Below are 25,488 nucleotides of genomic sequence, written 5' to 3'. Positions count from 1 at the left end.
GCCCTCATACCTCGCGCCTCATACCCGTCCTCTTACCGTTCGCTGCCTAGGATATGCATAATCACGGGGCGGTTCTTGCCGTTCTCGGTCTTGTGGATGGTCAGCTTGCCGGTGGAGTCGTAGCTGAACTGTTCGCCAACACGTTCGCCGTTCACGTAGGTGAGACTGTCCTTGAGGATGCCGCTGGGGTACCAGTTGCGCCAGATGCCGTTGCGCTGCGATCCCTTATTGAGGTCAAACTTCCAGAATCCTTCGCTGGCCATTTTACCTCCCATGCTGTCGGGATAGAAGCTACGGGATTCTTGAATTCTCGGATCTCCAAAGCTTTTGTCAGGCACGTAATCCCAGAACTCTTCGTAAAGCAACTTGTGGTCGGGCTTAATATAACGTATTGAGGCTTTGTATTTGCCGACGCTTTGGCGGAACGCTTCTTTTTGACTTAATGCGCTGCTGTCCATGGATCCGCTAGGACTGAATTCTCGAACATGGGATGTTTCTGCGCAAAAAAAGTTGGAGGATCCTTCGCATAAGCCGTAGGAAACACCGGTATATCCATTATGATTTTGTTCAGTGTAGAAGGATTCTCTTATTAGCTTGCCTTGCTCGTCAAACCATTGATCGAGGGATCGTTTATAATGTCCACCACCATACTTGATGGTTTTGATGACTGAACCGTCGGCTCTATAGAGTGTATCTGGAATTAAAGCTCCGTATACAATGACTCCTGATTCACGGATTTTGGATATGTTGCAACTTTCCCCCGTAGAGTCCGGAGCATCAAAGGTTTCGTAGTAGAGTTTGTAGGATCCCTCGCGTTCTCCCGAATTGCATTCGTAACTTTCCAGGATTTTGCAACTCTTGGCAAACTTCTTGAAATGACCTTTTTCGTTTGATTCAAAACAGGAATTTTCTTCAACCAAGGTTCGGTTTTCGTCCCACTTTTTCCAGACGCCAACGGAATCTCCGTTCTCGTTATAATGTTCTTCAAATGCTTTCTCACCATTAAAGTGCCAGCCTTCCCAGTCGCCTACAGGGTGGTCTTCCTTGTAGTAACGGATGGCTTCCTTCTTCTTGTTGAAATGTCCGCCGTAATAGCTGATCCATTTTCCGTGGCGTAAGCCCTTCTTGTATTCCCCTTCGAGAACCAGGTCGCCGTAGCCCGTCCAGCGCTTGAATTCACCGTCGGGCTCGTTATCCTTGTAGGGAATTTCGTATTCCTTGATTCCGTCGGAGTACCATTCGTTGCGCTTTAGAATTTCGCCATTGGGGTAAACCCAGATGGAAGTTTTCTTGGCGCCATTGGCATGGGTGGCCAGAATGGTTTCTTCGGCTCGTTCGATTGTGCAACTGCAGAGTGCCCCGCAGACGGCAAAGGTTGCAGAAAAGCGGGAAATGACCCGAAAAACAGCTGTAAATCGAAAAGCTCTCATACGAACTAAAGTAGAAAAAGGTAATTTCGTGTTGTGTTAGATATTAAGAATAAACAGCTTGCTGATACCTTCAATACGCGGGTCCGTACGCCTTGGGTCTGGCTTGTCCTGGCCATTACGGTTGGGCTTACGGCGCTGTTCTATTTTTCCCAGAAGCCGCAACTGGTTATCTACTCCCGTCATCTGAAATCTCTGACGGATTACCAGCTGCAGGAAGCTTTTACCATGCGCGGCATGGAACGTGTCCGCATCGGCTTTGGAGCGGATTCTGTTTTTGTGCAGGCCCAGACCATGAACCTGCGGGAAATGGCCGTTTCCTTTTCAAGGGAAATGGATAACATTCGCGGTCTTGGTGTAAAGGTCCCGTCCTACGAGTCCGTGTCCCGCTTTGAAAAGGAAGTGTTGAGCAAGGTGGCGGGAATGCGCCGCTATACGACCGGTCGAATGGCCTGGAATCATCAGCTGGAAGGGGTGCGGTCCCAGGTTATGGAATTGGAAGGCTCCCTTCATCAAAAGATGGTGATGTCCCTGGATTCCATGCGTGCCGGATACCTGGTGGGCTTGGGATCTCTAAGTGAAGATGAAATTGCCCGCTTGCCCCAGAACTTGAAGACGGACTTTATCAAGCTGTCTCGTGAAAACGAGGAACTTGCCCTGGCCTGGAGCCGTTTCGACAATTCCATGGCGGCTATGTATTGTGAAGACATGATCCAGTTCTTCCAGTCCCAGAATATGGATGAGCTTTCCCTGAAATCCAGGATTCCCATGGCCTTCTATTTCTTGAGTCTGGTGCTTTTGCTTTCTACATTTTTCTTTATCTTCCGTTCTAAAAATATTGACTAGTGGGTTTTATGTTCCGTTTCTATACCTCCCGTAAACCGGCCTATTTGCATTTCGCCTTCCTGCTGCTGTTCTTGGCGGGCTGGCTGCTTTCCTATATGATGCCTGCCCTCAAGGGATTTACGGAAGAAGACAAGCTTTTCTATGGTACGGTGACCCACGCCTCGATTCCAAGCATCTTTGGCGGAACGGACATTCCCTTTTTTGACAAGACCAACTTCCAGATTAACGGTGACGACAATGTGAATTTCGTGCTGTATGCTTCCAAGGACATGATGGATGATATGGCTGAATGGTACAGTTTTGCCGCCATGGATGCTGGGGATATTCCGTTGCAGATTACGGCTGTACGAGTAAAAAGCAATTTGTTTGTAGTACACTCCATTTCGTCTATGGATGGGGAACTGAGCTTTGATGAACTGGTGATGGATTACCAGGTCTATTATGCCTTTATCGGTAGCGGCATTGTGGGGGCGATGGCCCTGGCTGCGCAGGTGCTCTTGATCATGTGGCTTGTTAAAAAGCGGGCATAGCCAATGAAATTTTTTAAGTCCGTCTGGGCGCTGTTTCTTGTGGTGGGCCTTGCGGCTTCGTGCTGGGGATCCTCCGCCGAAGATACCTTGAACGTGGTCGCCTATGGCTCAGCTTCGGGCATGTCTGCTCCTAAAAAGGGATTGGTGGGCGTCTGGAATTTAAAGTCTAACGGACAAAACAAGGGCAATGATCACCGCTCTGTCGCCGTGTGGTTCCACGGTGGTATGACTAGCGGCAATTGTGAAAAGGGGTTGGTTGCAGGCGGCGATATGGCGGAGCTGCTTCCCGGTTTTATCGTAATGAGTGCGTCTGCCTGTAAGCAGGACCATTGGGTAACTCCCGTGGCTGTTGGTTGGGTGGATGCGGCCCTGGATTCCATTGCGGGGCGTCGTGGTTACCCTATCGATAACATCTACCTGGTGGGAATTTCAGACGGGGCGCTGGGTGTAATGGCTTATTCCCTGTGGGGCCGTCGACAGGTGAAATCCAGACTGCTGATCAGTTCCTATGGGGCCGCCTTTGGCGATGCCGCAGAAATTGCCCGGGAACGTCGTCTGCAAACCGGACGTTGGCGTTTTATTCAGGGCGGTTCCGACCGGCTGTATCCTGCCGATGTGACAGTTCCCTGGATTACCCGCTTTTGCAATTCCCTGGACCAGGGAGCGGAGGCAAATTCCTCTCTTCAGTGCGATATGAAGTTCGATCCGGCCGGTGAACATGACTGGAGTTACTGGAAAAGTCATCGAAAAGACTGGATTTTGGAAATTTTTAATGAAAAATGAATAAAATTTGCCCTTTACCCTTGACAAATCGCAAATAATTTTCAAAATTTGGGCACACGAACATGCGGATGTGGCGGAACTGGTAGACGCGCTAGATTCAGGTTCTAGTAATCGCAAGGTTGTGGAGGTTCAAGTCCTCTCATCCGCACTGAAAAAGACCTCTCGAAAGAGAGGTCTTTTTTTTATGCTTGGAGATGGAGATGCCTCGCGGAGGTAATGAAAAAAGGCGGTGGAAAAGGGCGTATGAACCGATTTTCCACTGCCTTTTTGTTTGTTCGTTCGCAAAATTGGGGGCCAGAGGTGGGGTAAGGCTGTGTTTTTCTGCATTTTTACCCCTGTTTGAGGTAAAATTTGTCTTGTTTTGAGAGTTTGTTTGATACAAATTAAAAGAAAGGCGGTGGAAATGGAGTGGAATTTCTCTTTTCCACTGCCTTTTTGCCCCCTGTCCTTTCGGACGAGCTATTTCTTGATGCTGAGAATGACGGCTACCATCATGATGATGCAGCCAAGGCCCTCGCGAAGGGTCAGCTGTTCTCCCAGCACGGCCCAGCCTCCCAGAACCGCAAACACCGATTCCAGGCTCATGAGCAACGAGGCGATGGTGGGCTTGATTTTATTCTGGGCCACAATCTGCAAGGTAAAGGCCACACCGCTAGAAAGTACGGCGGCATAAAGCAGCGGAATCCAGGCGGATCCGTGGGAGTAAATTTCTACGGCACGGACCATGCCCGCAGCCGAACATTCCATATCCACTAGGAACATGGGGGCGGCACTAAGGACGCAGGCCACTAGACACTGTATGGCAGAAAGGCGGACGTTATCTACGTCGGGGCCGTACTTGTCTACGAATAGGATCTGGATGGCGAAAGATAGCGCGCACAGCAACAGCACCCCATCAGAAACTTCGACTGTGAAGCCGTCCTTGATGCAGAGCATATAGAGGCCCACCAATGTGATGCCTACGCAAATCCAGGACTTTAAGTTGATTTTTTTCCCGATGAATACGCTTAAGACCGGCACGAGGATAATGTAGCAGGTGGTCAGGAATCCGGATTTTCCGGCGGAAGTCCCTAGGTACAGTCCCAGCTGTTGGAAGTTGGTTCCGAAGGTTAGGGCGATGCCACAGAGAATGCCTGCCTTCCAGAGTTTCTTGCGCTGGGCAGGAGTGGCGGGACGCCGAGGGCTTTTGCCAGTGGCATCAAGGGTCTTGGCTAGGCCGAAAAGCAGTGCGGCGGCAATGAGATTGCGGGTGCAGGTGAAAACGAAGGGGCCTGCAGAATTGCCTTCTGCCTGGGCCACAAAGGTTGTTCCCCAGATGAAGGCCGCCAGAATAAGCAGAAAACTATATCCGATGTTAGCCATAGCGATAAAAAAGATAGAAAAAAAGGTCGTTGGATCCATTTTTACGGAGGACTCAAAAAATTTTTTTATCTTTGCGATATCATTAGGAGGTTTTATGACTATCTTGAAGAATGCTCTTTATGTTGGCTGTGTGGCCGGCGTTTGCAGTGCCCTCACTTTGGGCCTTGTGGCTTGCGGCGATAGCGGTAACGGTAGTGCGAGCGAAGAACAGGAAGAAATCCTTTCTTCTTCCAGCGCCAAGATTGACAACGAAACTGATGACGATCTGGAATCCAGCAGTTCCGTGCGCGCGAGTTCCTCTTCCGAAGAGGTTGATTTTGAAGAATTCAATCCGGCCATTTCCTACAGTGACTTTAAGGACAGCCGCGATAATAAACGTTACAAGACCGTGACTATCGGTAATCAGCTCTGGATGGCGGAAAACCTGAACTACAAGTCCTCCAATTCTTTCTGCTATGATGACAAGACAGACAACTGTGAAGATTACGGCGCCCTGTATTACTGGGGCGATGCCCAGGATGTCTGCCCCGATGGGTGGCATTTGCCTTCTAAGGATGAATGGCAGGAATTGTTTGACGCTGTGGGAAGTGACCCCGGCAAGAAGTTGAAGGCAACCTTTAGCTGGGATGATGACGGTAACGGAACCGACAAGTATGGTTTCCGCGTGTTGGCTTCCGGCTACAAGAAGGGTAACGAGTTTTTGGAGCAGGATGATTACGCCTCCTTCTGGAGTTCCGATGAATTTGACCTGAAAAACGCTATCAGCTGGCGCTTTACCAGCACCGATGGCGGTGTCAGGAAGAATACCCTGGAAAAGTCCATCTACCGTTCCGTGCGTTGTGTCAATGACAGGTCTGTCAATTCCAAGTACGATGTAGAAGTGATGACATCCTCTGATCTTTCTAAGTATGCCTGCTCCGAAAAGACCAAGGGTCAGACTGCCTACATCAAGGACGTGGAGCAGGAATTGATCTGCGCTTACGATTATGACCTGGAAGACTACATGTGGATGGACGAAGAAGATATTACTCCGCCTAGCTCTTCTTCCAGCGATGATGACGACGATGATGACGACGATGATGACGGCAATCTTTCCAGCTCCAGCGCTCTGCCTTCTAGCTCCAGCGTAACTCCTGCCAGCTCTAGTGGCGATTCCGGAAGCTATGATCTCATGCTGGATGAGGTTGACGACTTGGGTGTGTATGCTTGCGATGAAGATATGGAGGGTACTACCGCCTACATAGCAGATCTTGATGTAGTGGTGGTCTGCACCTATGACGAAGACCAGGAATACTACGACTGGTTTGATTACAGCGCTCCGTAAGCCGTAGGGAATTCTGACTGTTTAAAAAAGCCCCGGGACCTTCCCGGGGCTTTTTGTGGTGTGGTTTTACGATACCTTTAAGTTAGCTTCTTGACCGTCTGCGGTAACCCCTTGATCCAACAAATCCTTTGCAATTTTTGCAAAGGGCATTTTTTAACGGGGGCAAAAAATCAGGAGGCGAATCTATCTTATAGATGGGAAATTATATAGAATTAAGAAGGGCCTATGCTGAATATCGACGAAATTGGTGATTACAGGGATCTGCTGAAGAATTACTATGCCCAGCGCAAGCTGGAGTTGCCCCTGTATTCCTATAAGATGATGGGGCAGAAACTTGGCCTTGAAACCAGTCAGATGTTCCGCGTACTGAACAAGGAACTTCACTTGCCCAATCGCAGCATCCCCCTGGTCAAGGACCTGCTGGATCTGAAGGGCCGAAGTGGCGAACTTTTTGAAATCCTGGTGGCGGCTTCCAAGACGAAATCCCCCGCCAAGAAGGATAAGCTTTATAAGATGGCGCTGTCCCTGAAGGACGTCAAGATGCGCCAACTCAATACCAACGAGCTTCTGTTTTTAGGCAAGTGGTGGATTCCGGTGGTGCGAACCCTGATCGAGATGAACAACGGCTCGGCGGTGGTGTCCCAGCTGGTGAAGCAGATTACGCCTGTGGTTTCCAAGGAACAGGTGGAAGAAGCCATCCGCGTCTTGAAGGAACTGAAACTGATTACGCCCCTGGCGTCGGAACGGTTTGCGGTGGGGCAGGCTAACTTTACCTCGTCGGGTACCGCCAAGGTGACAGCCATTCGCAGCTACCAGAACCAGTTGCTGGCTCTGGCTCAGAATGCCCTGGCTACCATCGAACCTGACCGGCGAAATATGTCGTCGCTGCTGGTGGGCGTAGATGAAGATTGCTTTAACGACCTGAAGGAAATGACCTTGGAATTCCGCCGCCAGGTGCAGAAACGCGTAGAAGAGGTGCAGAAGCCTACCAAGGTGATGCAGTTCATGTTCTCGCTGTTCCCGGTGGCCGACATGGACGCGGTGGCGGGCAAGACCGCTGTCAAGAATGGAGGTGTGGCGGGCAAGGCCGCTGCCACCAAAGGGGTAAAAAAATGAGGTGTGGTATGGTTAAGATGTTTAAGTGCATTGTTGCCGGGCTTGTGGGCGGCTGGCTTGTGGCCTGTTCCACGGATAGCGAGGTGGCAGGTGTCAGTACTGTCGAAACAGAAAACGCCTATGTGGTCCAGGTGGTGGACGAAGGTGGTGCCCCTGTGGCCAACGCCACTGCAGTCTTGAGGGCTGCGAACTATCTGCCTGCCTTGGAAGTCTTGAAGAAGGAAACTGCCGTCAGGATCTTTACCTCGGATTCCGTCGGCATTGTCCGCGTCGATACATTGTTTGCAGATTCCATGACCCTCGAGGTGATGGATGAAGGCCGTGGCGCATTTGCCCTGCTCCTGGCCAATCAGATCAAGATGGGGGATTCCTCTGAAATTGCCGTTAGCCCCCTGAGTGTCATGTCGGGTAGGATCGACTTGCCCGAAGGCAGCGATGGCGTCTGGATCCAGGTTTACGGTACCGATCGGAAGGTCAAGACCGATAGCGAAGGCTTCTATAAGATTGAGGGCCTTGCTCCTGCAGATTACCGCGTTCGAATCGTCGCCGGCGATTCTATTGTCGAGGACCTGGTGACTGTTCCTCTGGCGGCTCCTGAAAGTTCGTCTAGCGGTCAGATTGCCGAAAGTTCCTCCAGCGATGAGTCGGAATCCTCATCCGACGAGGAACCGGGTTCCTCCGCGCTCCTGGGATACCTAAATGTCCTGGATTTTGAAAACGGATTGAAGTCTAACGTCCTGTTTGCCGGAGATTCTAGCGAACTTTATTTGAAGCCTACGGACACCACGGTGGTCATGTCTCCTGTTGAAGATAGCGCCGCCCTGGCCGTTGTAGATGCCGGTGCAGGTCGCGAGGGCAAGGCATTCCACTGGACAACTTCTGGAATGCAGGGACATTGGTCTTTCATGGGCCTGTGGATTTGCTCCAGTTCCAATCCTTGTGACTTCAGCGGCATTGATTCCGTGGAATACTTCGTTCGTGGCACGGGCTCCTATTCCTTCAATCTTGAAGCCATTGTTGACGGAACTTCTGGCAAGGCAGTGTTCCTGGACACCCTTGGTGGTGCGGATGAATGGGAGCGTGTGGTGGTGAAACCTTCCGACTTTATGGTGGGCGACAGCACCTATGGAAACATGGGCTGGGATTACGTTAGTAAGCAGGCTACGAACATCGCAGTTTCTGCATATTTTGATACGGAAATCTGGATTGATGACATCAAATTTTATGGAGTTAATGAAAAGGACTTAAGGTAAGGACTGTTCTGAACGCGCCGGAGTGCGGAACAGCTAAAGTGAATTTGGTGGTTAGAAAGGCAGGCTCTCGCGGGAGCCTGCCTTTTGTACTCTAACGGAAACGAAAAAAGGCCCCCCCCAGAGGGAGCCTTTTTAAAAAGTCTACGCTGTTCAATTACTTGTTGAACGGGGGCATGACCTGCCACAGCACGGCCTTGTGGGCGTGGAGGCGGTTTTCTGCTTCTTCGTAGCTCATGTTCAGGTCCAGGTTGTCCATCACTTCGTCGGTGATTTCGTCGCCGCGGTGAGCGGGCAGACAGTGGGAAACCTTAACATGGGACGGGGCGTACTTCAGGAGGTCTGCGTCGATGCGGAACGGCAAGAAGTGGTTCTGCTTGGATTCCTTCTGACCTTCCTGGCCCATGGAAACCCACACGTCGCTATAAAGGATGTCGGCGTCCTTGACAGCTTCCTTGGGATCGTTGAATACGCGGTACTGGCAGCCGTGGCGCTTGAAGTCGGCCTGAGCTTCTTCAATGACGTGTGCAGGCTGTTCGAAACCCTTGGGGCAAGCCAAAGTAAAGTTCATGCCCACCTTGGAGCAGAGGGCGAGGAAAGAGTTGGCGACGTTGTTGCCATCGCCGATGAAGGCTACTGTCTTGCCCTTCATGCCGCCGAGATTTTCTTCGATCATCTGGGCGAAGGCGATAGCCTGGCAGGGGTGATAGTCGTCGGTCAAGGCGTTCACAACGGGAATAGAACCGTATTCAGCCAGCTGTTCCACCAGGTCCTGCTTGAAGCAGCGGACAACGAGAGCGTTCACCCAGCGGGAAAGGCAGCGGGCCACATCCTTGATGGATTCGCGCTTGCCGAGACCGATGGAGTCCGGGGAGAGCAGCACGGCGTGGCCACCCAGCTGGTTCATGCCCACCTGGAAAGTAGTGATCGTTCGCAGAGACGGCTTTTCGAAGAACATACCAATGTTCTGGCCGTGGAGACGGTCGGAGACCTGGCCTGCATGGACTTCCTTCTTGAGGCGGGAAGCGATGGCTACGGTTTCGAGAATCTTTTCTTCGCTCCAGTCGGCGAGGCGGAGGAAGTGCTTGCTGCGATCGATCATTTTCTATTCCTTATTTTGGTGAGCTCAGGAACTGCTCGGTTAAAAAACGAAAAAACGAAAAACGGAGCTTAACACTCCGTCTTTCTATATCCTTTACAGGAAAATCACAAAAGATGCTAACGGATATTAGCGAAGTTTCTTCTTGTGACGGTCACGACGACGGCGCTTCTTACGCTTGTGGGTCGCAATCTTCCTGCGCTTTCTTTTCTTTCCGCAAGGCATATTGTATCTCCGTTAAAGGTTAAACTTAAAATTGTGCCCCCAAATAGAGCAAATTTCGGGGTGTTTGTCAAGGGGTTTTGGAATTTTTGGGAAAAATCGGGTTAAAGTAAGCTGTTTTTATACTTCTTCCACCACAAATTCCATGGCCTTGCGGATTAATTCCGCGGGTCCGCCGTAATTTTTGGCTCTGGGGGCGCCTTCGCTGAGCATCTGGCGGAACTTGCGGGCGCCGGGGAGGCCTGCGAAAAGGCCGTAGATGTGCTTCACCAGGATGGTGGCGGGGCAGCCTTCGGCGAACTGCTTTTCTACATAGGGTAGGTATGCTTCAAGGACGGCCTTGCGGGACTTGGCGGCGGGAGCGGTATCTCCGAAAACACGTTCGTCGGCGTCGTGCAGGAACCAGGGATTTTCGTAGGGTTCGCGACCCACCATGACGCCGTCCAGCGCCACACCCGTTCCAGCAGAAGTGGGGTCGCCATTTAGGTGGGCGAGCACCTGGTCCATGCTGCGGATGCCGCCGTTGATGGCAATATTCAGCTGGGGCATTTCTGCCTTCAGCTTATGAACAAATTCATAATGTAGGGGAGGAACCTCGCGGTTCTCCTTGGGCGAAAGCCCCTTCAGCCAGGCCTTGCGGGCGTGAATAATAAAGTACTTGCAGCCTGCGTCAGCGACGGTGCCGACGAAATCCCGGAAAAATTCCCAACTGTCGAATTCATCTACGCCGATGCGGCACTTGATGGAAACGGGAATGCTTACGGCATCCTGCATGGACTTGAAGCAGTCGGCCACCAGGTTCTTGTCCTTCATGAGGCAGGCTCCGAAACTTCCGCTCTGGACGCGATCCGAGGGGCAGCCGCAATTCAGGTTCACTTCCTGGAATCCGGCGGCTTCTACCATCTTGCTGCATTTGGCCAAATCGGCGGGGTTGCTTCCGCCCAGTTGCAGCACGGCGGGATATTCGAATTCCTCGTGCCCCAGGAACATCTCGGGCTTGGCGTGGAGCAGGGCGTGAGTCACCACCATTTCGCTGTACAGCAGCGCGTGCTTTGAAATCAAACGCAAGAAGTAACGTTCGTGGCGGTCGGTGCAATCCAGCATCGGGGCGATAGACAATCTGCGGTTGAAATCAATATTCATAAAATCAAATGTAGAAAAAATGTAGATTTGGAATGGTTAGAAGGTCTGATTATGAAAAGTCTAAATTTGATTCTGATTGTGTGTTCCGCTGTGCTTTTGGGCTGTTCCGGCTCATCAAAGGTTGGTTCGATTAGTGATAATTCAGAAAAACTTTCGGAAGCAGAGCCCATAGATGAAAGAGATCTGAAAGCCTACCAGTCTGCAGTTCAGCATGGTGATGAGAGGACTTTCCGGTACGAGTACGGTTCTCAGGTGACTTTTTTCGAAGCCAGCAGATACTGTTACAGCTATGGAGAGGATGCCCTAAAGTTCGTGACGAATGATTCGAAAAGCGTCATTTCCATACCGGTAGAAAAAATTCAGATTTGTGAAGGCGGAACGGAAATTTGGACTCCCAAAAGTAATGGAAAGGTTTTCCTTGATCATTTGTCCGGGGGCGCCCAAAAGGGCTTTTATTTTGGGGGAGAATTCTTCTTTGAGGCCGCCAAGGCGACGATGGGCTCCAATCCTGTAATTGGATCTTTGATGCTTGTTATGACGCCAGTGGGTTTTGCTGTTGGAGCCTCTGTTGGTACTGTTGTTGGTGGAACCGCAGGCCTGGTTGGCATGGGGATTAATTACGCTGACGGAATTAGAGTCTGTCGTGGCGATCTCACTGAAAAAGAAAAGACGGAATTCCTAGAATCCCATCTTTGCTTTAAACATTAATCTAAAAAATATTAAACTAGATGAACATGATCGTGTTCAGCTTGGCGCGGTACTTCCAAGTCAGTTCGTGCTTGGGTCCCAGAACGCCGAATAGCGTGAGCATAGCCTTCTTTGCTGCGCTGTCGTTCCATTCCGGGGCTTCTACGTACAAATTAAGGAATGCCTGGAGAGCGCTTTCAAAATTTTCGGCGGCGGCCATGCAGCAGGCTTCGTGATAAACGATGGCTTCCTTGCCCTGAACATCCTTCTTGGCGGCTTCCGCATGGAAATCCAGAAGTTCCAGCAGGGACTTGGCTTCCTTATACTGGTCGTCGGCTTCGTTGAACTTCTTCAGAATTTCCTTTGCCTTTTCGGTATCGCCCATGCCGAGACTGGCCTTGGCCCACAGGAGCAAAAGCTTCTTGTCGTCGGGAGTCTTCTGCAGAGCTTCGTTCAGCATGGGCAGGGCGACCTCGTAGTTCTTGCTGGCGATGGCGATTTCGAGGGCTTCCATAAAGCGGGATTCGTCGCTGGTGTAGAACTTTTCGAGACGCTTCTTCAGTTCGTCTTCGGGCAGCACGCCTGCGATCACGTCGGCAATCTGGCCTTTTTCCACCACGTGGATTTCGGGGACGGAACGTACGCGGAATGCCTGGATCAACTGCATGTTGGCGCGATCGTCGCAACTGACGACGCCCAGGGTAAAGTCAAGTTCGGTGCTGAACTTTCCCACCAGCTGGGAATAGGGGGCGCAATCCGGATACTCGGCGGAGGAGAAGAGGACTGCTACGGGACGGGTTTCAGAAGCTTGTGCAACTTCTGTTTCAAAATTTTCTGCGGTAATCTGTACAACTTTTGCCATGGGGTGCAATATAGTAAAGCGGGAACGCTTTTTTCGGGCAATGTTCTTTGTTCATTTTTTATATTGCATAACATGAGTAATTGCCCCTTTTGTAATTCCCAGGTAGCCGAAATTAAATTCCGCCACTTGGATCTTCGTATTTGCCCCAAGTGCTGTTCCACCTTTTTCCCCTGCGACCAGACCATGGCCTTTCGCGGCGAACTGACTGACAAGTCCCGCGAACTGTGGTTAGACGCGCTCCTCAAGAAAAACGTCCAGGATCCGGTAATCGAAAATCCCAAGTGCATTGATCATGGTGAACCGCTGGAACGGGGCAAGGTTCCCGACTATGGATTTGACGGCTACGTGACCAATTGTTGCAAGATGTTCCACTTGCCCCCTTCCCAGACCGTCCAACTTTTAAAGAGAACTTTGGAATTCAAGTTCCAGACTCCCCAGAAAGAAGGGAAACACCACTTCTTCTTTATCCGGGCATTATTTAATGTGGTGGATAAGCTTTTTGGTGAAAAGCTGCCCGACGAAGATCCGTTGGACCTGGTACAGTACAATCTTCATATCAAGCCGGTTGTGGATCCTGATGAGACCTAACCGAAAAATCTAATGCTGTTTGGTGCATAATGAAAAAGACTTGCTTCATTCTTGCGATAATTGCTGCCGCAACCTTGGTGGCGTATTTCAATTTGCCCATACGATTTTTTATAGATGGTGTTTTCCCCTTTGAATGCCAGGGTTCTGTCGTTGTTTATGATGATAGGTCGGATGGTGGTGCCTCTGTAGTTTCTTCCGAAGCGGATGAATCCAGCATTCGCTTTACCTGCGCCCTGGGCGAATCTGAAAAGGGCGGCTGGTGCGGCATCCTTTTTGACTTGCGCAAAAAGGATGAGGCTGGTTTTGCCAATCGCGACTGGAGTTTTGTAGACTCCGTTATCGTTGACCTGGAGGCCGAAGGCACTTCTGAAATTCTGCTGAAGTTGTGGGCCTTCGATCCCGAGGTTACTGATACCAATGTGGCCAGGACTTACCGTCTGCTCATGAAGGAACTTCCTCTGGTCCAGGGACGTCAGCGTGTTTCCATTCCCATGGATCAGTTCTACACTCCCGAATTCTGGTATAGCGACAATCGCGTGGATACTTCTCTGGTGGACCGTCATCAGGAGGCCATGGTGCGTCTTGAAATCGCTCCGGGCTGGAACCAACCCCATGGCAAGCCGTTCTCCCTGAAGATTTACAAGATCGAGGCCAAAGGTCTGAGCAACAAGGTATTTGGCGGAGTGCTGTTCATTATGCTGGTCTTGACCATCGTGGCTGTGGGCCGCAAGCATTCGGTACATCATGACTAAGTCTGCCCTCAAGAAAGTTCTTGTTTCCGTAGGCTGCCTGGTGGTGTTCCTGGTAGCTTGGATTTTTGTTTTTGGAAAGTTCCACGAAAATCACATGGTGCTGTTCCCTACGGGACATCACGAAGTTTATGCCTTGACCGATGGCGTGGTAGGCGGATTTTCAACATCTGAACTTTCTCGTACAGATTCTGTGGTTAGCGCCCGGGTGAATATCCGTTCGGGCATGGCTTACCCTTATGCGGGTATGGGGCTGAACTTGCTTTCGGTAGATAATCGCCCTGCTGCGGATTTCTTTGACTTTACCCGTTTTGATTCCATGGCTGTCTTGGTTGAAACAGGGAGAATGGCCAAGGTTTCGTTCCGCTTTATGAACAACGACCCGGTGTACAGCCGTCAGGGGGCCTATGCCAGCTATCGTCCGCTGGTGGCCTCGGTGCCTGTTCCGGCGAAGGCTGACCAGGAAGCCCGTATCGCCTTGTCTGATTTCAAGGTGCCCGAGTGGTGGTTGGCTGGTCTGGGGCTTGAAGAAGATGATGGCTTACGTTATATGCAACGTGGCGTTTTGTTTGAAGTCTATAATGGGGAAGGAACCCTCCGCGGAATTCCTGACGAAATCATTCTGCGCTCCATCCGTCTGTGGGGCGAGAATCGCCCCTTTAAAAGTTTGATGTACCTGGCCCTCGGTCTCGCCCTTATTGGTTTTGCACTTTCCGTGTACCTCTCTGTTCGCAAGCCCGTGGCCCGTACTTCCAAAAACTAGGAAGAAGAAAAATGACGAAAATCTGGACGCTGGACCGCATTATGCGGTTTTTGATCATGGTGCTCGGGGCGGTGGCGCTCCTGTGGGTCTTGAACTACCTGAGTGGGGTGCTGTCTCCGTTCTTTGCCGCCTTCCTTATGGCATATATTCTGGACCCGCTGGTCTGTAAATTGCAGACAAAGGTAAAACATCGTATCGTGGCCGTAATCATTGTGCTGCTGGTGGCGTTGCTTCTTATAACCGGAGCCCTGTGGATCTTTATTCCGATGGTGGTGAACGAAGTGCGGCACCTGGGGGAACTGATCCCGCGCATGTTCAGTGACTCTGCCTGGAGTAGTCGTCTAACGGCTTTCGTGCCTGCTGATATGTGGAGGACTGCCCGTTCCCTGATTTCCTGGGACCAGGTGGCCGATGCCATGAAGACATTGGATTTCTGGAATGCAGTGCAGTCTGCGGCCGGAAAGATCTTGCCCGGCGCCTGGGGTGTGCTTTCGAAGACCTCCAGCATCTTCCTGGGAATTTCGGGCGTGATTGCGGTAATCATGTACCTGGTGTTTATCATGCTGGATATGCCTAAGCTGCGTCGTGCGGCGGTGAGCGTTTTGCCTTCCAGGTTCAAGCATACGGCCAGTTCCGTGGGCAAGGAAATGGACCGCTTCATGGGTAACTATTTCCGCGCCCAGTCCCTGGTGGCCTTGAGTGTTGGTGTGCTTTACGCCATCGGCTTTAGCATTGTGGGCTTGCCTATGGGTGTAGCTTTCGGTTTGTTCTCGGGAGCCTTGAACATGGTGCCCTACCTGCAGCTGACCACCATTCCCGTGGCCTTGCTGTTGGCTGTGGTTTACGCCCTTGACACGGGAATGCCTTTTTGGGAAGTGGCGATTATCGTGCTGGTGGTCTACGCCGTGGTGCAGGTGATTCAGGACTTTTTCCTGGTGCCGAAAATCGTAGGTTCCTCTATGGATTTGCCGCCGGTGGGAATCCTTCTTTCCCTTTCGATCTGGGGCAAGTTGCTTGGATTCCTGGGGCTGATCGTGGCCATTCCCTTTACCTGTCTGTGCCTGGTCTACGTGGAGAAAATCCAGCGCAAGGCCGATGAAATCGTGGATCGCGGGGACGAAACGGCGCCGAAGGCTTGATTTTATTGGGGTTTTGTGAAAATTTTTTGAAAACTTTTTGAAAAATCTCTCGCAGAGCTTCAAAAAAAAGGTATAATATACGCATAAAAATTCTCAACCTAACTCAAGGAGTTATATAATGAACAAGCAAGATCTCATCGAAGCAATTCTCGCCAACAAGGAAGCTGGCATTGAATCCAAGGCTGCTGCTGGCCGCGCTGTTGACGCTGTGCTCGACGGTATCACCGCTGGTATCAAGAAGGACGGTCTCGTTCAGCTGATCGGTTTCGGTACCTTCCAGGTTAAGGAACGTGCAGCACGTACCGGTCGCAATCCGCAGACTGGCGCTACCATCAAGATCAAGGCTTCCAAGACTGTTTCCTTCAAGGTTGGTGCTGGCCTCAAGGCTACCGCTGCTGCTAAGAAGAACTCCAAGAAGAAGTAATCCTTCTTGCTGGCTTGATTTAGAGCTTTTGAAAATGCCTGGCTTTCAGCCTGGCATTTTTTTTGTATTTTGTTGACTGTTATTGAATTAGAAGAGGTTCTTATGAAACGTAAATTCCTGGGTCTGTTCCTGTTGCTCTCTATTGTTACCGCTTTCTCTGCCTGCGGTGGCTCCGCTAATGCCGAAGAAGAAGACGAATGCCTTCTGGATCCTAGCTCCGAGAATTGCTCTACCGGAATTGAGGATTTGAACGGCGAAACTGCTGAATGAAAAACTTTACAAATTTTGTGAAAATTTCTATCTTGCGCGCCGAAAATTGAGCCTAAAGGGTGATCTAGCTGAATGGATCTGTTGCACAGGCTCTCAAGGAGTAAAAGATGACCTTCGAAGAAAAGGCACTTGCATACCATGCTAACGGCAAGCCGGGTAAGATTGAAGTTGTTCCGACCAAGCCCCATAGCACTCAGACCGACCTTGGCCTGGCATACACCCCGGGCGTAGCAGTTCCCTGTCTCGAAATTGAAAAGAACCCGGAAACCGCTTACGACTATACCGGTAAGGGCAACCTGGTCGCTGTTATTTCTAACGGTACCGCCGTTCTTGGCCTGGGCGATATTGGCGCCATGGCCGGCAAGCCTGTGATGGAAGGTAAGGGCCTTCTGTTCAAGATCTACGCAGGTGTCGACGTTTTCGACATCGAAGTGAACGAAAAGGATCCGAAGAAGTTCATCGAAATCGTTAAGGGTATCGCTCCCACATTCGGCGGCATCAACCTGGAAGACATCAAGGCTCCGGAATGCTTCGAAATCGAAGAAACCCTGAAGAAGGAACTGGACATCCCCGTGATGCACGATGACCAGCACGGTACCGCCATTATTTCCAGTGCCGCTCTCGTTAACGCTCTCGAAATCGCCGGCAAGGAAATCGACAAGATCAAGCTGGTGGTGAATGGTGCCGGTGCTGCTGCTGTGGCTTGCACCAAGCTGTACCTCTCCCTGGGCGTCAAGAAAGAAAACGTGGTCATGCTGGACTCCAAGGGCGTTATCTACAAGGGTCGCGGCAAGCTCACTCCCGAAAAGGAATTCTTTGCTACCGATCGTACCGACGTCAAGACTCTGGAAGAAGCCATCAAGGGTGCAGACATGTTCCTTGGCCTTTCCAAGCCCAACATCCTCACCAAGGAAATGATCCAGTCCATGGCAAGCAAGCCTATCGTGTTTGCCCTTGCAAACCCCACTCCGGAAGTTTCCTACGATGTAGCCGTCAGCGCCCGTGAAGACATCATCTTCGCTACTGGCCGTTCCGACTATCCCAACCAGGTGAATAACGTTATCGGTTTCCCCTACATCTTCCGCGGTGCTCTGGACGTTCGCGCCACTGCCATCAACGAACACATGAAGCATGCCGCCGTCCGCGCCATTGCCGCTCTTGCCCGCAAGCCGGTGCCCGATGTAGTGAACATTGCCTACAACTCCGAACGCTTCAGCTTCGGCCCCAAGTACATCATTCCCAAGCCGCTGGATCCGCGCCTGTTGACCGACGTTTCTATCGCCGTTGCCAAAGCCGCTATCGAAAGTGGCGTGGCCCGCAAGCCCATTACCGACTGGGATGCCTACGCCGATAGCCTCCGCGACATGATGGGTTACGACAACAAGCTGATTCGTGAATACGAAAACATGGCTCGTTCCAACCCCAAGCGCGTGGTATTCACCGAAGGCCTCAGCGTCAACATGATCAAGGCCGCAATCCAGGCCAAGGACGAAGGAATCGCATTCCCCATCCTGTTGGGCAACCCGGAACGCATCAAGGAACTGGCCGCTTCTGAAAAGCTGGATGTTTCTGGCCTCGAAATTGTGAATCCCCGCGCTCCCGAGGAATTCAATCGCCGCCTGAAGTACGCCGAAATGTATGCCGCCGAAAACGGTCGCAACGGCGTGACCTTCGAAAAGGCCGCCTACGAAATGCCGGAACACAACCACTTCGGTATGATGATGGTGAAGACCGGTGACGCAGACGCTCTGATTTCCGGTTCCAACAGCTCCTTCGCTACCAACATCGGTCTGGCCAAGAAGATGATCGGTATCCGCGAAGATTACAAGCACTTCGGCGCTCTGCACATCCTCTCTACCAAGAAGGGTACTTTCTTCCTGGCAGATACTCTGGTGAACCGCGACCCGGATACCGAAACTCTGGTGGACATTGCAAAGCTCACTCACGACGCCGTGAAGTTCTTTGCTCATGAACCGGTGATGGCTATGCTCAGCTACGGTAACTTCGGTGCCGACAAGAACGCAAGCCTGGGTACCGCTGGTAGCGTCCGTGATGCCGTGAAGATCCTTCACGAACAGTATCCGGACTACGCCGTGGATGGCGAAATGCAGGTGAACGTGGCCTTGAACAAGGAACTCCGCGACAAGAAGTTCCCCTTCAATACCATTAAGGGCCAGGACGTGAATACCCTCATCTTCCCCTGCCTCTCTTCTGCAAACACCACCTACAGAATGCTCCTGGAAATGGGCGTTGGCGAATCCATCGGTCCTGTACAGATGGGCTTGAAGAAGCCGGTTCACTTCACCGACTCCGAAGCTTCTGTCCACGACATCTTCAACCTGACCGTTGCTGCCGTTATCGACGCTATCGTTCAGGAAAGGCTTGATAAGGCGAGTGCAGCAAAATAGGCGTAGCCTATTTTATTGCCGAGCCGACAGCCTAGCACTCGTAAGAGTGCAACGTCTCGACAAGGCTCGTAGCGTACTGAAGAGGTAATCTGAGGTGGTGCGGCGAATTTGTCGCTGACAAGTTCGTTATTGGTAAGTTCGTCGCCGTCGTTGTTTGAAACGCCTCGAAAATTTAAGGGCTGTACCTAGAAGGTGCAGCTCTTTTTTTTGTTTTTAACGCCGATAGTTTATGCTGATTTTTTATAAAAAAATGTGATGAATGTCGCCTGAAATACTTTTTTACAAAATTTGTTTAAATAAGTGTTGATTATTTGTGGATTGGAATTTATTTTATAAACAATAAATTCACAATAACTCACCATAAGGAAGGAAAAAATGGCTACAAAAACTGTAATTGCAAAGCCTGCTGCCAAGCCCGTTGCCAAGCCGGTCGCCAAGAAGGCTGCCGCCAAGCCCGCTGCCAAGAAGGCTGCTGCAAAGCCTGCTGCCAAGCCGGCCGCCAAGAAGGCTGCCGCCAAGCCCGCTGCCAAGCCGGTCGCCAAGAAGGCTGCCACCAAGCCCGCCGCCAAGCCGGCCGCCAAGAAGGCTGCCGCCAAGCCCGCTGCCAAGCCGGTCGCCAAGAAGGCTGCCGCCAAGCCCGCTGCCAAGCCGGTCGCCAAAAAGGCTGCCGCCAAGCCTGCTGCCAAGCCCGCCGCCAAGAAGGCTGCCGCCAAGCCCGCTGCAAAGCCGGTCGCCAAGAAGGCTGCCGCCAAGCCTGCTGCAAAGCCGGTCGCCAAGAAGGCTGCTGCCAAGCCCGCTGCAAAGCCGGCTTCCAAGAAGAAGTAATCGTTGTATTTACCTCCTTGTTATGGACCCTGGACGTGTTCCAGGGCCCTTTTTGTATGAACGCATTTTTCTATCTTTATCCCTATGATTTCAGAGAAAGATCTTGCTGAGTTTGAGGGTGTTCCTTACGAGGAACGCATTTCCCGTGTAGAAAAGCTTTTGGAAGGAAAGTCCGAACCCCGTCCTTTTGAATTGGGTTTGCTTCTGGCCCTTAAGATGGGTCAGGAACTTCGCCAGGGAAAGGAACTTGGTTCCGAATCCGGCGACCTGGTGGCCAGTTGGGTGGGCAAGTATTCTGAATGGACTGTGGAAGAGGCTATTGCTTCCGCAAAGGAATTTTTGACGAATCCCGCCGCCCTTGCCGAAAAGATCAAGGCTGGCTTCAAGAAGAAGGCCGAAGAGGCTGAAGCCAAGGCTGCCGAAGCCGCCAATGCTGCTGACTCTGCGCCCGCCGCCTCTGCCGAAACTCCCGCCGATGGCCGTGTAGCCGAATCAGAACAGAACGGTTAGCGTCGAGATTGTCATGAAAAACAAGCTTTTAGCTACAGTGGATATAGGAAGCCATAGCTGCATCATGCTGATTGCAGCTTTTGAAGAGGCTCCCGCGCAGGTCGCCGAAATGGCTGGCGGAATGGCTGAAGAGGCTGTTGAGTCTGCCGAGTCCAGCGAATCTGCCGCTAATGAATCCGCTGAATCGTCTGAACATGGGGAATCCGCCGCCTCCGCCGAATCTGTCGAAACTGCAGACTCTGCTGCCGCCGAATCTGCCGAAACTGCAGACTCTGCTGCCGCCGAACCCGTCAGCGAACCTGCCGTCAGCGAACCGGCTGCCCCCAGTGAACCTGCCGCATCAACTGCGCCTCGCAAGATTCTTGTCCCAAAGCTCCAGAAAATTGAAGTATGTCGCCTGGGCGACGATGTCTACGATGGCGATGCCGAAGATGAAGAGGGCAAGCGCCCCATTAGCGAAAAGAAAATCGCTGAACTGGTTTCCATCATGACCAAGTTCCGTATGGACTTGCATGCCTTGGGTGCAGACCTGCAGGCTGTTGTCATGACCGAGGCTATGCGCAAGGCCAGCAACTCCGAAGAAGTGATCGCTGCCGTCGAAAAGGCGATCTGGGTTCGCCCCCGCATTATTTCTGGCGAAGAAGAAGCCAAGCTCACCTTCCGTTCTGTCCGTGAATGGCACGGCAAGGATCTGGTGACCATCGATATCGGTGGCGGTTCGACGGAACTGTCCAACGGCGAAACGGCTTTCTCTATTCCGGTGGGCGCCTTGAAGATGTTCAAGGAGATGGGCCCCATTCCCGGACCCGAGTACAAGAAGTTTGTGAAGGAAGCCTTCAAGGACGTAAGCTTCAAGGGTATGACCAAGAAGCCTGTTTACCTGATTGGTGGGACGGGCCTTGCCCTGGCCATGGTGTTCCTGAACAAGCAGGTGTTCGACTACAAGGCTATCGAAGGACTGGAACTTTCCATTAGCGATCTGGATGCGGTAACGACCCGAATCAGCAACCTGTCCAAGGAACTGCGCGCCATGTTGCCGGGCCTCGAAAATGGTCGTCATGACATTATCATTTGCGGTTTGTTCTGGCTGAAGTCCCTGCTTGAAAAACTCCGCGTTGAAAGTTTCCGCATCAGTACTGCGGGACTTAGGTTCGGTTTGCTGTACCCGCCCGAAGTAGAACCAGAACAAAAAACCAAGGCCAAGCGTACACCTCCCTGGCTGAAGAAGAATAACAGTTAACCGTTCACTATTCACTGATTTCTCGTTATGCGTATAAACAAGTTTATTTCTCTTTGTGGAATTGCCAGCCGCCGTGCTGCAGATGCTCTCATTGCCGATGGCCGTGTAGAAGTGAATGGTCAGGTCATTGACGATTTGGGTCATCAGATCGATGAAAATGTGGACCAGGTCCTGGTGGATGGCAAGGTTGCCAAGCTTCCAAAGAAGACCACCACCATCATGTTCCATAAGCCGGCCGGTTGCGTTTGCACCAAGGACGATCCTCAGGGTCGCCGCACCGTTTACGACTATTTGCCGCCGGCTTACCAGTCCTTGAAGTATGTGGGTCGACTGGACTTGCAGAGCCGCGGCCTGCTGCTTTTTACCGATGATGGTGAACTGCTCCATCGTCTGACTCATCCCAGTTTTGAAGTGCCCCGCAGCTATTTCGTGTGGACGGATCGCCCCCTCAGCGAACATGCCGCCCAGCGCCTGGTAGACGGCGTGGATATTCGCGATGAAGATTCCGACGTTGAAGAAATCGCTTTCGCAACGGATGTCTATCTGGAAAAGGGTTTTGTGGAACTGGTGCTTATTGAAGGCAAGAACCGCGAAATCCGTCGTATGATGCGCGCCGTGGGTTATGAAATCCGCGACTTGAAGCGCGTTAGCTATTGCCGCCTTCAGCTGGGCGACTTGCCTGCAGGCGAGTTCCGCGAACTGACCGCCGACGAAATGAACAAGGTCCGTCAGGCAGTTCACGTATGAGTTCCCGCACACTCTACATCGGGGATGTCCATGGCTGCGCCGATGAACTGGAACGCATTGTAGATGCCTTCGGTTTTGTCCGCGGTAAGGATACGCTGTACCAGACCGGCGATATTATCAACAAGGGACCCGATATGTTGAGGGCTCTCAAGTTTATCCAGAAAAATGGGATTCTGACGGTTCGCGGTAATCACGAGGAACATCTGATCCGCATGATGGCAACCGACGAAAGCGAATGGACCGAAAAGCAGCGCGCCCGTTTTTCCCGCCTGCCTCTTGAGGACTGGCGTTACATCCTTGACGAGGTGAAGACTTGGCCCCTGTGGCGCGATACGCCTCATGCCTTGCTGGTACATGCCGGTCTTGAACCGGGCAAGTCCCGCCTCGAAGATATGGATCCCAAGGTTATTCTTTCTGTCCGCTACTGGAATGATATTCCCTGGTTCGAACAAGTGAACTGGCACAAGACGGTTGTGTTTGGGCATTGGGCCAAGATGGGTTTCGTGGATCGTCGCCCCGGTTTTGTGGGCCTGGATTCTGGATGCGTCTATGGCAAGAAGCTAACTGCCTGGTGCCCCGAAGAAGACAAGTTCTATGTGGTTCCTGCCGCCCGCGAGTATTCTCCGGTTAAGGACAAGGCGAAGACCGCCATTGATGCCCCTTGCATGGTGCCTGGCGACAAGTTGCCCGAGGCGGAACGCCCCAAGACTTTTACCGATATTAAGGAACGTATTGCCAGCGGCGATATCGCCGTTGCCGACGATTCCCCCGAGGCGAAGAAACTCCGCGAATCAAGCCCCAGCATTGCAGCCGAGTGGGCCGGATACTAGGCCGAATTTTAGGCCGGAATTAGACTGGATTAGAAGTCGCAGTTTTCTACGCAGCGGTTGTTTGCAAACTTTGCTTCGAAGGTTTTGATGCCCTTGTTGAATTTGCGGTAGGGGCCGTGCCTTAAACCTTTTTCAAAGGTCATCTCTTCGGTGACTGCCCCCAGTTCGTCAAACACCTTGGCGGTACCGTGGAGCTGTCCTAAAATGTAGGGGAGGCGCCTGCGAAGCTTACCGCTTTCGTAATATTCTTCTACGTCACCATGAAGGATGCCGCTGCGGTAGACTTCCTTGCTCTTCTTGAAACCGTTTTCAAAGTAGGTGGTAGTGATGCCCTCTTCGATGCCTTTTCGGTAACCGATGGTCTGCCAGGTTTTACCGTTTTCAAAATAGCTGTGGAATACACCGTCCAGTTTGCCGTCTACATAGGGTGCTTCTACGGCCACTTTGCCGTTGGGGTGGTAGCTGATGGCCGTGCCTTGGCGGATTGTGGTGCCGTGCTGCACGGTGTAGATTCTGGAGGGGGAGCCGTCGGGATAGGCTTCGCGGATTGTGTCCAGAACGGTACTGACTTCGGGGTTAGAAGGCGAATCCTGGGCGATTGCCTCGTTAAAAGTCAGCATTAATGTTAAGAGGATCAAATATTTCATTCTGTACACAAGAAAAACCCTTATCAATTACTTAAAATGTAGCTAATACCGCTATATTTTTGTATTTTGCGAAGGCTTATGCGTATTACTTTTTTAAATCCTCCGTTCCACCCGATGTTCAGCCGCGAATCCCGCAGCCCGTGTGTAACGAAGTCTAGTACTCTTTACTGGCCGATGTTCTTGAGCTATGCTGCCGGCACCGTTGAAGCCGACAACAACGAAATTCAGCTCATTGACAGTCCCGCCATGGAGCTGGACCTGCCCCAGACCCTGGATGGCATGAAGAAGTTCGCCCCAGAACTGGTTATTTGCAGCACCAGCACCCCCAGCATTTTGAACGACCTTAAGGTAGTTCACGCCATCAAGGAAGCTATGCCTGGTGCCAAGGTTGCCATCATGGGTACTCACGCCACCGCAGAACCTCTGGAATCCCTGGAAATGGAACCCAGCCTTGACTATGTGGTTATTGGCGAAGCAGACTACACCTGCCGCAATCTTGCCCGTGCCCTCCGTGGTGACGAAGGTGCTGCCCCTGTAGGTCAGATTGCAGGTCTTGCCTACCGCAAGGAAGACGGAACTACCGACTTCCAGCCCGAAGGCCCGAAGATTGAAAACTTGAACGAACTGCCCTGGGTTTCCAAGGTCTATCGCAAGTACCTTTACAGCTGCTACAAGAAGTATTTCTACGGCGCCAACCTGAACCCGCTGATTGTTATCTTGAGCGGTCGTGGTTGCCCCAACCGCTGTAGCTACTGCGTTATCCCCCAGACTCTGAACGGTCATGTGTTCCGTATGCGCGACCCCAAGGATGTGGTGGACGAACTGCAGTACATCAAGGAAAATTTTGAAGATCTGGGTGAAGTCTTCTTTGAAGACGATACCTTTACCGCTAACCACCAGCATGTTCGCGACATCTGCAACCTGATTCTGGAACGCGGTCTCAAGATTACCTGGAGCTGCAATGCCCGTGCAGACGTTCCCCTGGAATTGCTTAAGCTGATGAAGAAGGCTGGCGGCCGTGAAATGTGCGTCGGCTTCGAAAGCGCATCTCCCGAAGTTCTCCAGAATATCCGCAAGGGTATCAAGAATACCGACAAGGCTATCGAGTTTACCAAGAATGCCCGCAAGGCTGGTCTCCTGGTTCACGGTTGCTTTATGGTGGGTAACCCCGGCGATACTCCCCAGACTCTCCGCATGACTCTGGACTACGCCAAGAAGTTGAATCCCAATACGGCTCAGTTCTACCCGATCATGGCATACCCCGGCACCGAAGCCTACAAGGAAGCTCTGGAAAGTGGCGCCTTGCAGACCAAGGATTACAACCAGTGGTTGGACAAGGACGGCTTCCACCGTACTACCATCCAGCGTGGTGAACTGACCAGCCAGGCTCTGGTGGACTTCTGCGACAAGGCTCGCCGCGAGTTCTACCTGCGCCCCAGCTACATCCTGCGTCAGGGCATCATGGCCATCAAGAATCCCCGTGAACGCTATCGCGTGTTCCGCGGCTTCAACACCCTGGTCAAACACCTGTTCCGCAAGCACGGCGAACTGGCCCCCGTGGCAAGACAAGCCCCTACGATCAAGCAGTAGATTCCACGAAAAGTTGGAATTTGAGTGGGAAAAAGGCGGTGGAAACGGCTATTTTAGCGAGGTTTCCACTGCCTTTTCTTTATTTTGTTTGTGGTTGGCGGCGAGAA

The 25,488-nt window shown here is 51.8% G+C and carries 26 protein-coding genes and 1 tRNA gene; 21 read left to right on the top strand and 6 right to left on the bottom strand.

Features of this window, described 5'->3' with window-relative positions:
- Positions 1-32 precede the first annotated feature (32 nt).
- Positions 33-1,430: a toxin-antitoxin system YwqK family antitoxin gene (locus MMG03_RS00955; RefSeq protein WP_249505416.1), complete on the bottom strand. Its 1,398-nt coding sequence runs from the start codon at positions 1,428-1,430 to the stop codon at positions 33-35.
- Positions 1,431-1,463: 33 nt separating this feature from the next.
- Here MMG03_RS00955 and MMG03_RS00950 point away from each other — a divergent pair, with 33 nt between their 5' ends.
- The 4 genes from MMG03_RS00950 to MMG03_RS00935 all read left to right on the top strand — a co-directional run bounded on the left by MMG03_RS00950 (position 1,464) and on the right by MMG03_RS00935 (position 3,734).
- The gene (locus MMG03_RS00950; RefSeq protein ID WP_083537946.1) at positions 1,464-2,273 is read left to right on the top strand and encodes a hypothetical protein; all 810 of its coding nucleotides are present in this window, start codon (positions 1,464-1,466) and stop codon (positions 2,271-2,273) included.
- Between the two features lie 8 nt (positions 2,274-2,281).
- Complete coding sequence (locus tag MMG03_RS00945) at positions 2,282-2,803, top strand: hypothetical protein (protein ID WP_249505415.1); 522 nt, start codon at positions 2,282-2,284, stop codon at positions 2,801-2,803.
- 3 nt (positions 2,804-2,806) lie between these two features.
- Positions 2,807-3,586 (top strand): hypothetical protein, encoded by a 780-nt coding sequence (locus MMG03_RS00940; protein WP_249505414.1) that lies wholly within the window; start codon positions 2,807-2,809, stop codon positions 3,584-3,586.
- Positions 3,587-3,650: 64 nt separating this feature from the next.
- Positions 3,651-3,734 (top strand) — tRNA-Leu (locus tag MMG03_RS00935).
- Between the two features lie 311 nt (positions 3,735-4,045).
- Here the strand turns inward: MMG03_RS00935 and MMG03_RS00930 are convergent.
- Positions 4,046-4,948 carry a DMT family transporter gene (locus tag MMG03_RS00930; RefSeq protein ID WP_073233718.1) on the bottom strand — a complete coding sequence of 301 codons (903 nt, stop codon included), beginning with the start codon at positions 4,946-4,948 and terminating at the stop codon, positions 4,046-4,048.
- 94 nt (positions 4,949-5,042) lie between these two features.
- Here MMG03_RS00930 and MMG03_RS00925 point away from each other — a divergent pair, with 94 nt between their 5' ends.
- The 3 genes from MMG03_RS00925 (at position 5,043) to MMG03_RS00915 (ending at position 8,641) form a co-directional block, all read left to right on the top strand.
- Positions 5,043-6,272 (top strand): fibrobacter succinogenes major paralogous domain-containing protein, encoded by a 1,230-nt coding sequence (locus MMG03_RS00925; protein ID WP_249505413.1) that lies wholly within the window; start codon positions 5,043-5,045, stop codon positions 6,270-6,272.
- Between the two features lie 225 nt (positions 6,273-6,497).
- Positions 6,498-7,388, top strand: coding sequence for a DUF4423 domain-containing protein (locus MMG03_RS00920; protein WP_083539604.1), 891 nt, complete (start codon positions 6,498-6,500; stop codon positions 7,386-7,388).
- A gap of 8 nt (positions 7,389-7,396) precedes the next feature.
- Positions 7,397-8,641 (top strand): carboxypeptidase-like regulatory domain-containing protein, encoded by a 1,245-nt coding sequence (locus tag MMG03_RS00915; protein ID WP_249505412.1) that lies wholly within the window; start codon positions 7,397-7,399, stop codon positions 8,639-8,641.
- Positions 8,642-8,795: 154 nt separating this feature from the next.
- On the opposite strand, the gene argF is transcribed toward MMG03_RS00915, so the two are convergent.
- Both argF and dusA read right to left on the bottom strand, forming a co-directional pair.
- Positions 8,796-9,740 (bottom strand): ornithine carbamoyltransferase, encoded by a 945-nt coding sequence (argF, locus tag MMG03_RS00910; protein WP_112132544.1) that lies wholly within the window; start codon positions 9,738-9,740, stop codon positions 8,796-8,798.
- A 339-nt stretch (positions 9,741-10,079) separates the two neighbouring features.
- Entirely contained in the window at positions 10,080-11,102 is a 1,023-nt protein-coding gene (dusA, locus tag MMG03_RS00905; protein ID WP_249505411.1) for a tRNA dihydrouridine(20/20a) synthase DusA, read from the bottom strand.
- Between the two features lie 27 nt (positions 11,103-11,129).
- Between dusA and MMG03_RS00900 the strand changes: the two genes are divergently transcribed.
- Entirely contained in the window at positions 11,130-11,810 is a 681-nt protein-coding gene (locus tag MMG03_RS00900; protein ID WP_249505410.1) for a hypothetical protein, read from the top strand.
- A 16-nt stretch (positions 11,811-11,826) separates the two neighbouring features.
- On the opposite strand, the gene MMG03_RS00895 is transcribed toward MMG03_RS00900, so the two are convergent.
- On the bottom strand, positions 11,827-12,651 hold the full coding sequence (locus MMG03_RS00895) for a tetratricopeptide repeat protein (RefSeq protein ID WP_073155454.1): 825 nt from the start codon (positions 12,649-12,651) through the stop codon (positions 11,827-11,829).
- Between the two features lie 72 nt (positions 12,652-12,723).
- Between MMG03_RS00895 and MMG03_RS00890 the strand changes: the two genes are divergently transcribed.
- The 12 genes from MMG03_RS00890 to MMG03_RS00835 all read left to right on the top strand — a co-directional run bounded on the left by MMG03_RS00890 (position 12,724) and on the right by MMG03_RS00835 (position 23,144).
- Positions 12,724-13,239, top strand: a complete 516-nt coding sequence (locus MMG03_RS00890) for a hypothetical protein (RefSeq protein WP_101478675.1) — start codon at positions 12,724-12,726, stop codon at positions 13,237-13,239.
- Between the two features lie 29 nt (positions 13,240-13,268).
- On the top strand, positions 13,269-13,991 hold the full coding sequence (locus MMG03_RS00885; protein ID WP_073283231.1) for a hypothetical protein: 723 nt from the start codon (positions 13,269-13,271) through the stop codon (positions 13,989-13,991).
- Entirely contained in the window at positions 13,984-14,751 is a 768-nt protein-coding gene (locus MMG03_RS00880) for a hypothetical protein (RefSeq protein WP_101478676.1), read from the top strand. Before MMG03_RS00885 ends, MMG03_RS00880 begins: the two co-directional genes overlap by 8 nt.
- An 11-nt stretch (positions 14,752-14,762) precedes the next feature.
- Positions 14,763-15,890 (top strand): AI-2E family transporter, encoded by a 1,128-nt coding sequence (locus MMG03_RS00875; protein ID WP_073155465.1) that lies wholly within the window; start codon positions 14,763-14,765, stop codon positions 15,888-15,890.
- 118 nt (positions 15,891-16,008) lie between these two features.
- Positions 16,009-16,314 (top strand): HU family DNA-binding protein, encoded by a 306-nt coding sequence (locus tag MMG03_RS00870; protein WP_073155467.1) that lies wholly within the window; start codon positions 16,009-16,011, stop codon positions 16,312-16,314.
- Between the two features lie 102 nt (positions 16,315-16,416).
- Entirely contained in the window at positions 16,417-16,584 is a 168-nt protein-coding gene (locus tag MMG03_RS00865; protein WP_249505409.1) for a hypothetical protein, read from the top strand.
- Between the two features lie 107 nt (positions 16,585-16,691).
- Positions 16,692-18,992 (top strand): NADP-dependent malic enzyme, encoded by a 2,301-nt coding sequence (locus MMG03_RS00860; RefSeq protein ID WP_249505408.1) that lies wholly within the window; start codon positions 16,692-16,694, stop codon positions 18,990-18,992.
- 375 nt (positions 18,993-19,367) lie between these two features.
- Positions 19,368-19,817 (top strand): hypothetical protein, encoded by a 450-nt coding sequence (locus MMG03_RS00855; protein ID WP_249505407.1) that lies wholly within the window; start codon positions 19,368-19,370, stop codon positions 19,815-19,817.
- A gap of 84 nt (positions 19,818-19,901) precedes the next feature.
- The gene (locus MMG03_RS00850; protein ID WP_073233457.1) at positions 19,902-20,327 is read left to right on the top strand and encodes a hypothetical protein; all 426 of its coding nucleotides are present in this window, start codon (positions 19,902-19,904) and stop codon (positions 20,325-20,327) included.
- A 13-nt stretch (positions 20,328-20,340) separates the two neighbouring features.
- Positions 20,341-21,567: a phosphatase gene (locus MMG03_RS00845; RefSeq protein ID WP_249505406.1), complete on the top strand. Its 1,227-nt coding sequence runs from the start codon at positions 20,341-20,343 to the stop codon at positions 21,565-21,567.
- Positions 21,568-21,594: 27 nt separating this feature from the next.
- Positions 21,595-22,314 (top strand): pseudouridine synthase, encoded by a 720-nt coding sequence (locus tag MMG03_RS00840; RefSeq protein ID WP_073155475.1) that lies wholly within the window; start codon positions 21,595-21,597, stop codon positions 22,312-22,314.
- Positions 22,311-23,144, top strand: coding sequence for a metallophosphoesterase (locus tag MMG03_RS00835; protein WP_073233461.1), 834 nt, complete (start codon positions 22,311-22,313; stop codon positions 23,142-23,144). Before MMG03_RS00840 ends, MMG03_RS00835 begins: the two co-directional genes overlap by 4 nt.
- 29 nt (positions 23,145-23,173) lie before the next feature.
- On the opposite strand, the gene MMG03_RS00830 is transcribed toward MMG03_RS00835, so the two are convergent.
- On the bottom strand, positions 23,174-23,764 hold the full coding sequence (locus tag MMG03_RS00830; RefSeq protein WP_158236559.1) for a toxin-antitoxin system YwqK family antitoxin: 591 nt from the start codon (positions 23,762-23,764) through the stop codon (positions 23,174-23,176).
- A gap of 105 nt (positions 23,765-23,869) precedes the next feature.
- Here MMG03_RS00830 and MMG03_RS00825 point away from each other — a divergent pair, with 105 nt between their 5' ends.
- Positions 23,870-25,381 (top strand): B12-binding domain-containing radical SAM protein, encoded by a 1,512-nt coding sequence (locus tag MMG03_RS00825; RefSeq protein WP_249505405.1) that lies wholly within the window; start codon positions 23,870-23,872, stop codon positions 25,379-25,381.
- Positions 25,382-25,488: the final 107 nt, after the last annotated feature.

This window comes from Fibrobacter sp. HC4 (assembly GCF_023373925.1).
GTDB lineage: Bacteria > Fibrobacterota > Fibrobacteria > Fibrobacterales > Fibrobacteraceae > Fibrobacter.
The sequence above is the reverse complement of the archived record's forward strand: the minus strand, read 5'-3'. Positions and strand labels throughout refer to the sequence as shown.

What these genes read in the sequence shown, in the direction of transcription:
- MMG03_RS00955 (WP_249505416.1), bottom strand. Translation starts at nt 1,430, where the DNA reads ATGAGAGCTTTTCGATTTACAGCTGTTTTTCGGGTCATTTCCCGCTTT.
- MMG03_RS00945 (WP_249505415.1), top strand. Translation starts at nt 2,282, where the DNA reads ATGTTCCGTTTCTATACCTCCCGTAAACCGGCCTATTTGCATTTCGCC.
- MMG03_RS00940 (WP_249505414.1), top strand. Translation starts at nt 2,807, where the DNA reads ATGAAATTTTTTAAGTCCGTCTGGGCGCTGTTTCTTGTGGTGGGCCTT.
- MMG03_RS00930 (WP_073233718.1), bottom strand. Translation starts at nt 4,948, where the DNA reads ATGGCTAACATCGGATATAGTTTTCTGCTTATTCTGGCGGCCTTCATC.
- MMG03_RS00925 (WP_249505413.1), top strand. Translation starts at nt 5,043, where the DNA reads ATGACTATCTTGAAGAATGCTCTTTATGTTGGCTGTGTGGCCGGCGTT.
- MMG03_RS00920 (WP_083539604.1), top strand. Translation starts at nt 6,498, where the DNA reads ATGCTGAATATCGACGAAATTGGTGATTACAGGGATCTGCTGAAGAAT.
- MMG03_RS00915 (WP_249505412.1), top strand. Translation starts at nt 7,397, where the DNA reads ATGGTTAAGATGTTTAAGTGCATTGTTGCCGGGCTTGTGGGCGGCTGG.
- argF (WP_112132544.1), bottom strand. Translation starts at nt 9,740, where the DNA reads ATGATCGATCGCAGCAAGCACTTCCTCCGCCTCGCCGACTGGAGCGAA.
- dusA (WP_249505411.1), bottom strand. Translation starts at nt 11,102, where the DNA reads ATGAATATTGATTTCAACCGCAGATTGTCTATCGCCCCGATGCTGGAT.
- MMG03_RS00895 (WP_073155454.1), bottom strand. Translation starts at nt 12,651, where the DNA reads ATGGCAAAAGTTGTACAGATTACCGCAGAAAATTTTGAAACAGAAGTT.
- MMG03_RS00890 (WP_101478675.1), top strand. Translation starts at nt 12,724, where the DNA reads ATGAGTAATTGCCCCTTTTGTAATTCCCAGGTAGCCGAAATTAAATTC.
- MMG03_RS00885 (WP_073283231.1), top strand. Translation starts at nt 13,269, where the DNA reads ATGAAAAAGACTTGCTTCATTCTTGCGATAATTGCTGCCGCAACCTTG.
- MMG03_RS00880 (WP_101478676.1), top strand. Translation starts at nt 13,984, where the DNA reads ATGACTAAGTCTGCCCTCAAGAAAGTTCTTGTTTCCGTAGGCTGCCTG.
- MMG03_RS00875 (WP_073155465.1), top strand. Translation starts at nt 14,763, where the DNA reads ATGACGAAAATCTGGACGCTGGACCGCATTATGCGGTTTTTGATCATG.
- MMG03_RS00870 (WP_073155467.1), top strand. Translation starts at nt 16,009, where the DNA reads ATGAACAAGCAAGATCTCATCGAAGCAATTCTCGCCAACAAGGAAGCT.
- MMG03_RS00865 (WP_249505409.1), top strand. Translation starts at nt 16,417, where the DNA reads ATGAAACGTAAATTCCTGGGTCTGTTCCTGTTGCTCTCTATTGTTACC.
- MMG03_RS00860 (WP_249505408.1), top strand. Translation starts at nt 16,692, where the DNA reads ATGACCTTCGAAGAAAAGGCACTTGCATACCATGCTAACGGCAAGCCG.
- MMG03_RS00855 (WP_249505407.1), top strand. Translation starts at nt 19,368, where the DNA reads ATGGCTACAAAAACTGTAATTGCAAAGCCTGCTGCCAAGCCCGTTGCC.
- MMG03_RS00850 (WP_073233457.1), top strand. Translation starts at nt 19,902, where the DNA reads ATGATTTCAGAGAAAGATCTTGCTGAGTTTGAGGGTGTTCCTTACGAG.
- MMG03_RS00845 (WP_249505406.1), top strand. Translation starts at nt 20,341, where the DNA reads ATGAAAAACAAGCTTTTAGCTACAGTGGATATAGGAAGCCATAGCTGC.
- MMG03_RS00840 (WP_073155475.1), top strand. Translation starts at nt 21,595, where the DNA reads ATGCGTATAAACAAGTTTATTTCTCTTTGTGGAATTGCCAGCCGCCGT.
- MMG03_RS00835 (WP_073233461.1), top strand. Translation starts at nt 22,311, where the DNA reads ATGAGTTCCCGCACACTCTACATCGGGGATGTCCATGGCTGCGCCGAT.
- MMG03_RS00830 (WP_158236559.1), bottom strand. Translation starts at nt 23,764, where the DNA reads ATGCTGACTTTTAACGAGGCAATCGCCCAGGATTCGCCTTCTAACCCC.
- MMG03_RS00825 (WP_249505405.1), top strand. Translation starts at nt 23,870, where the DNA reads ATGCGTATTACTTTTTTAAATCCTCCGTTCCACCCGATGTTCAGCCGC.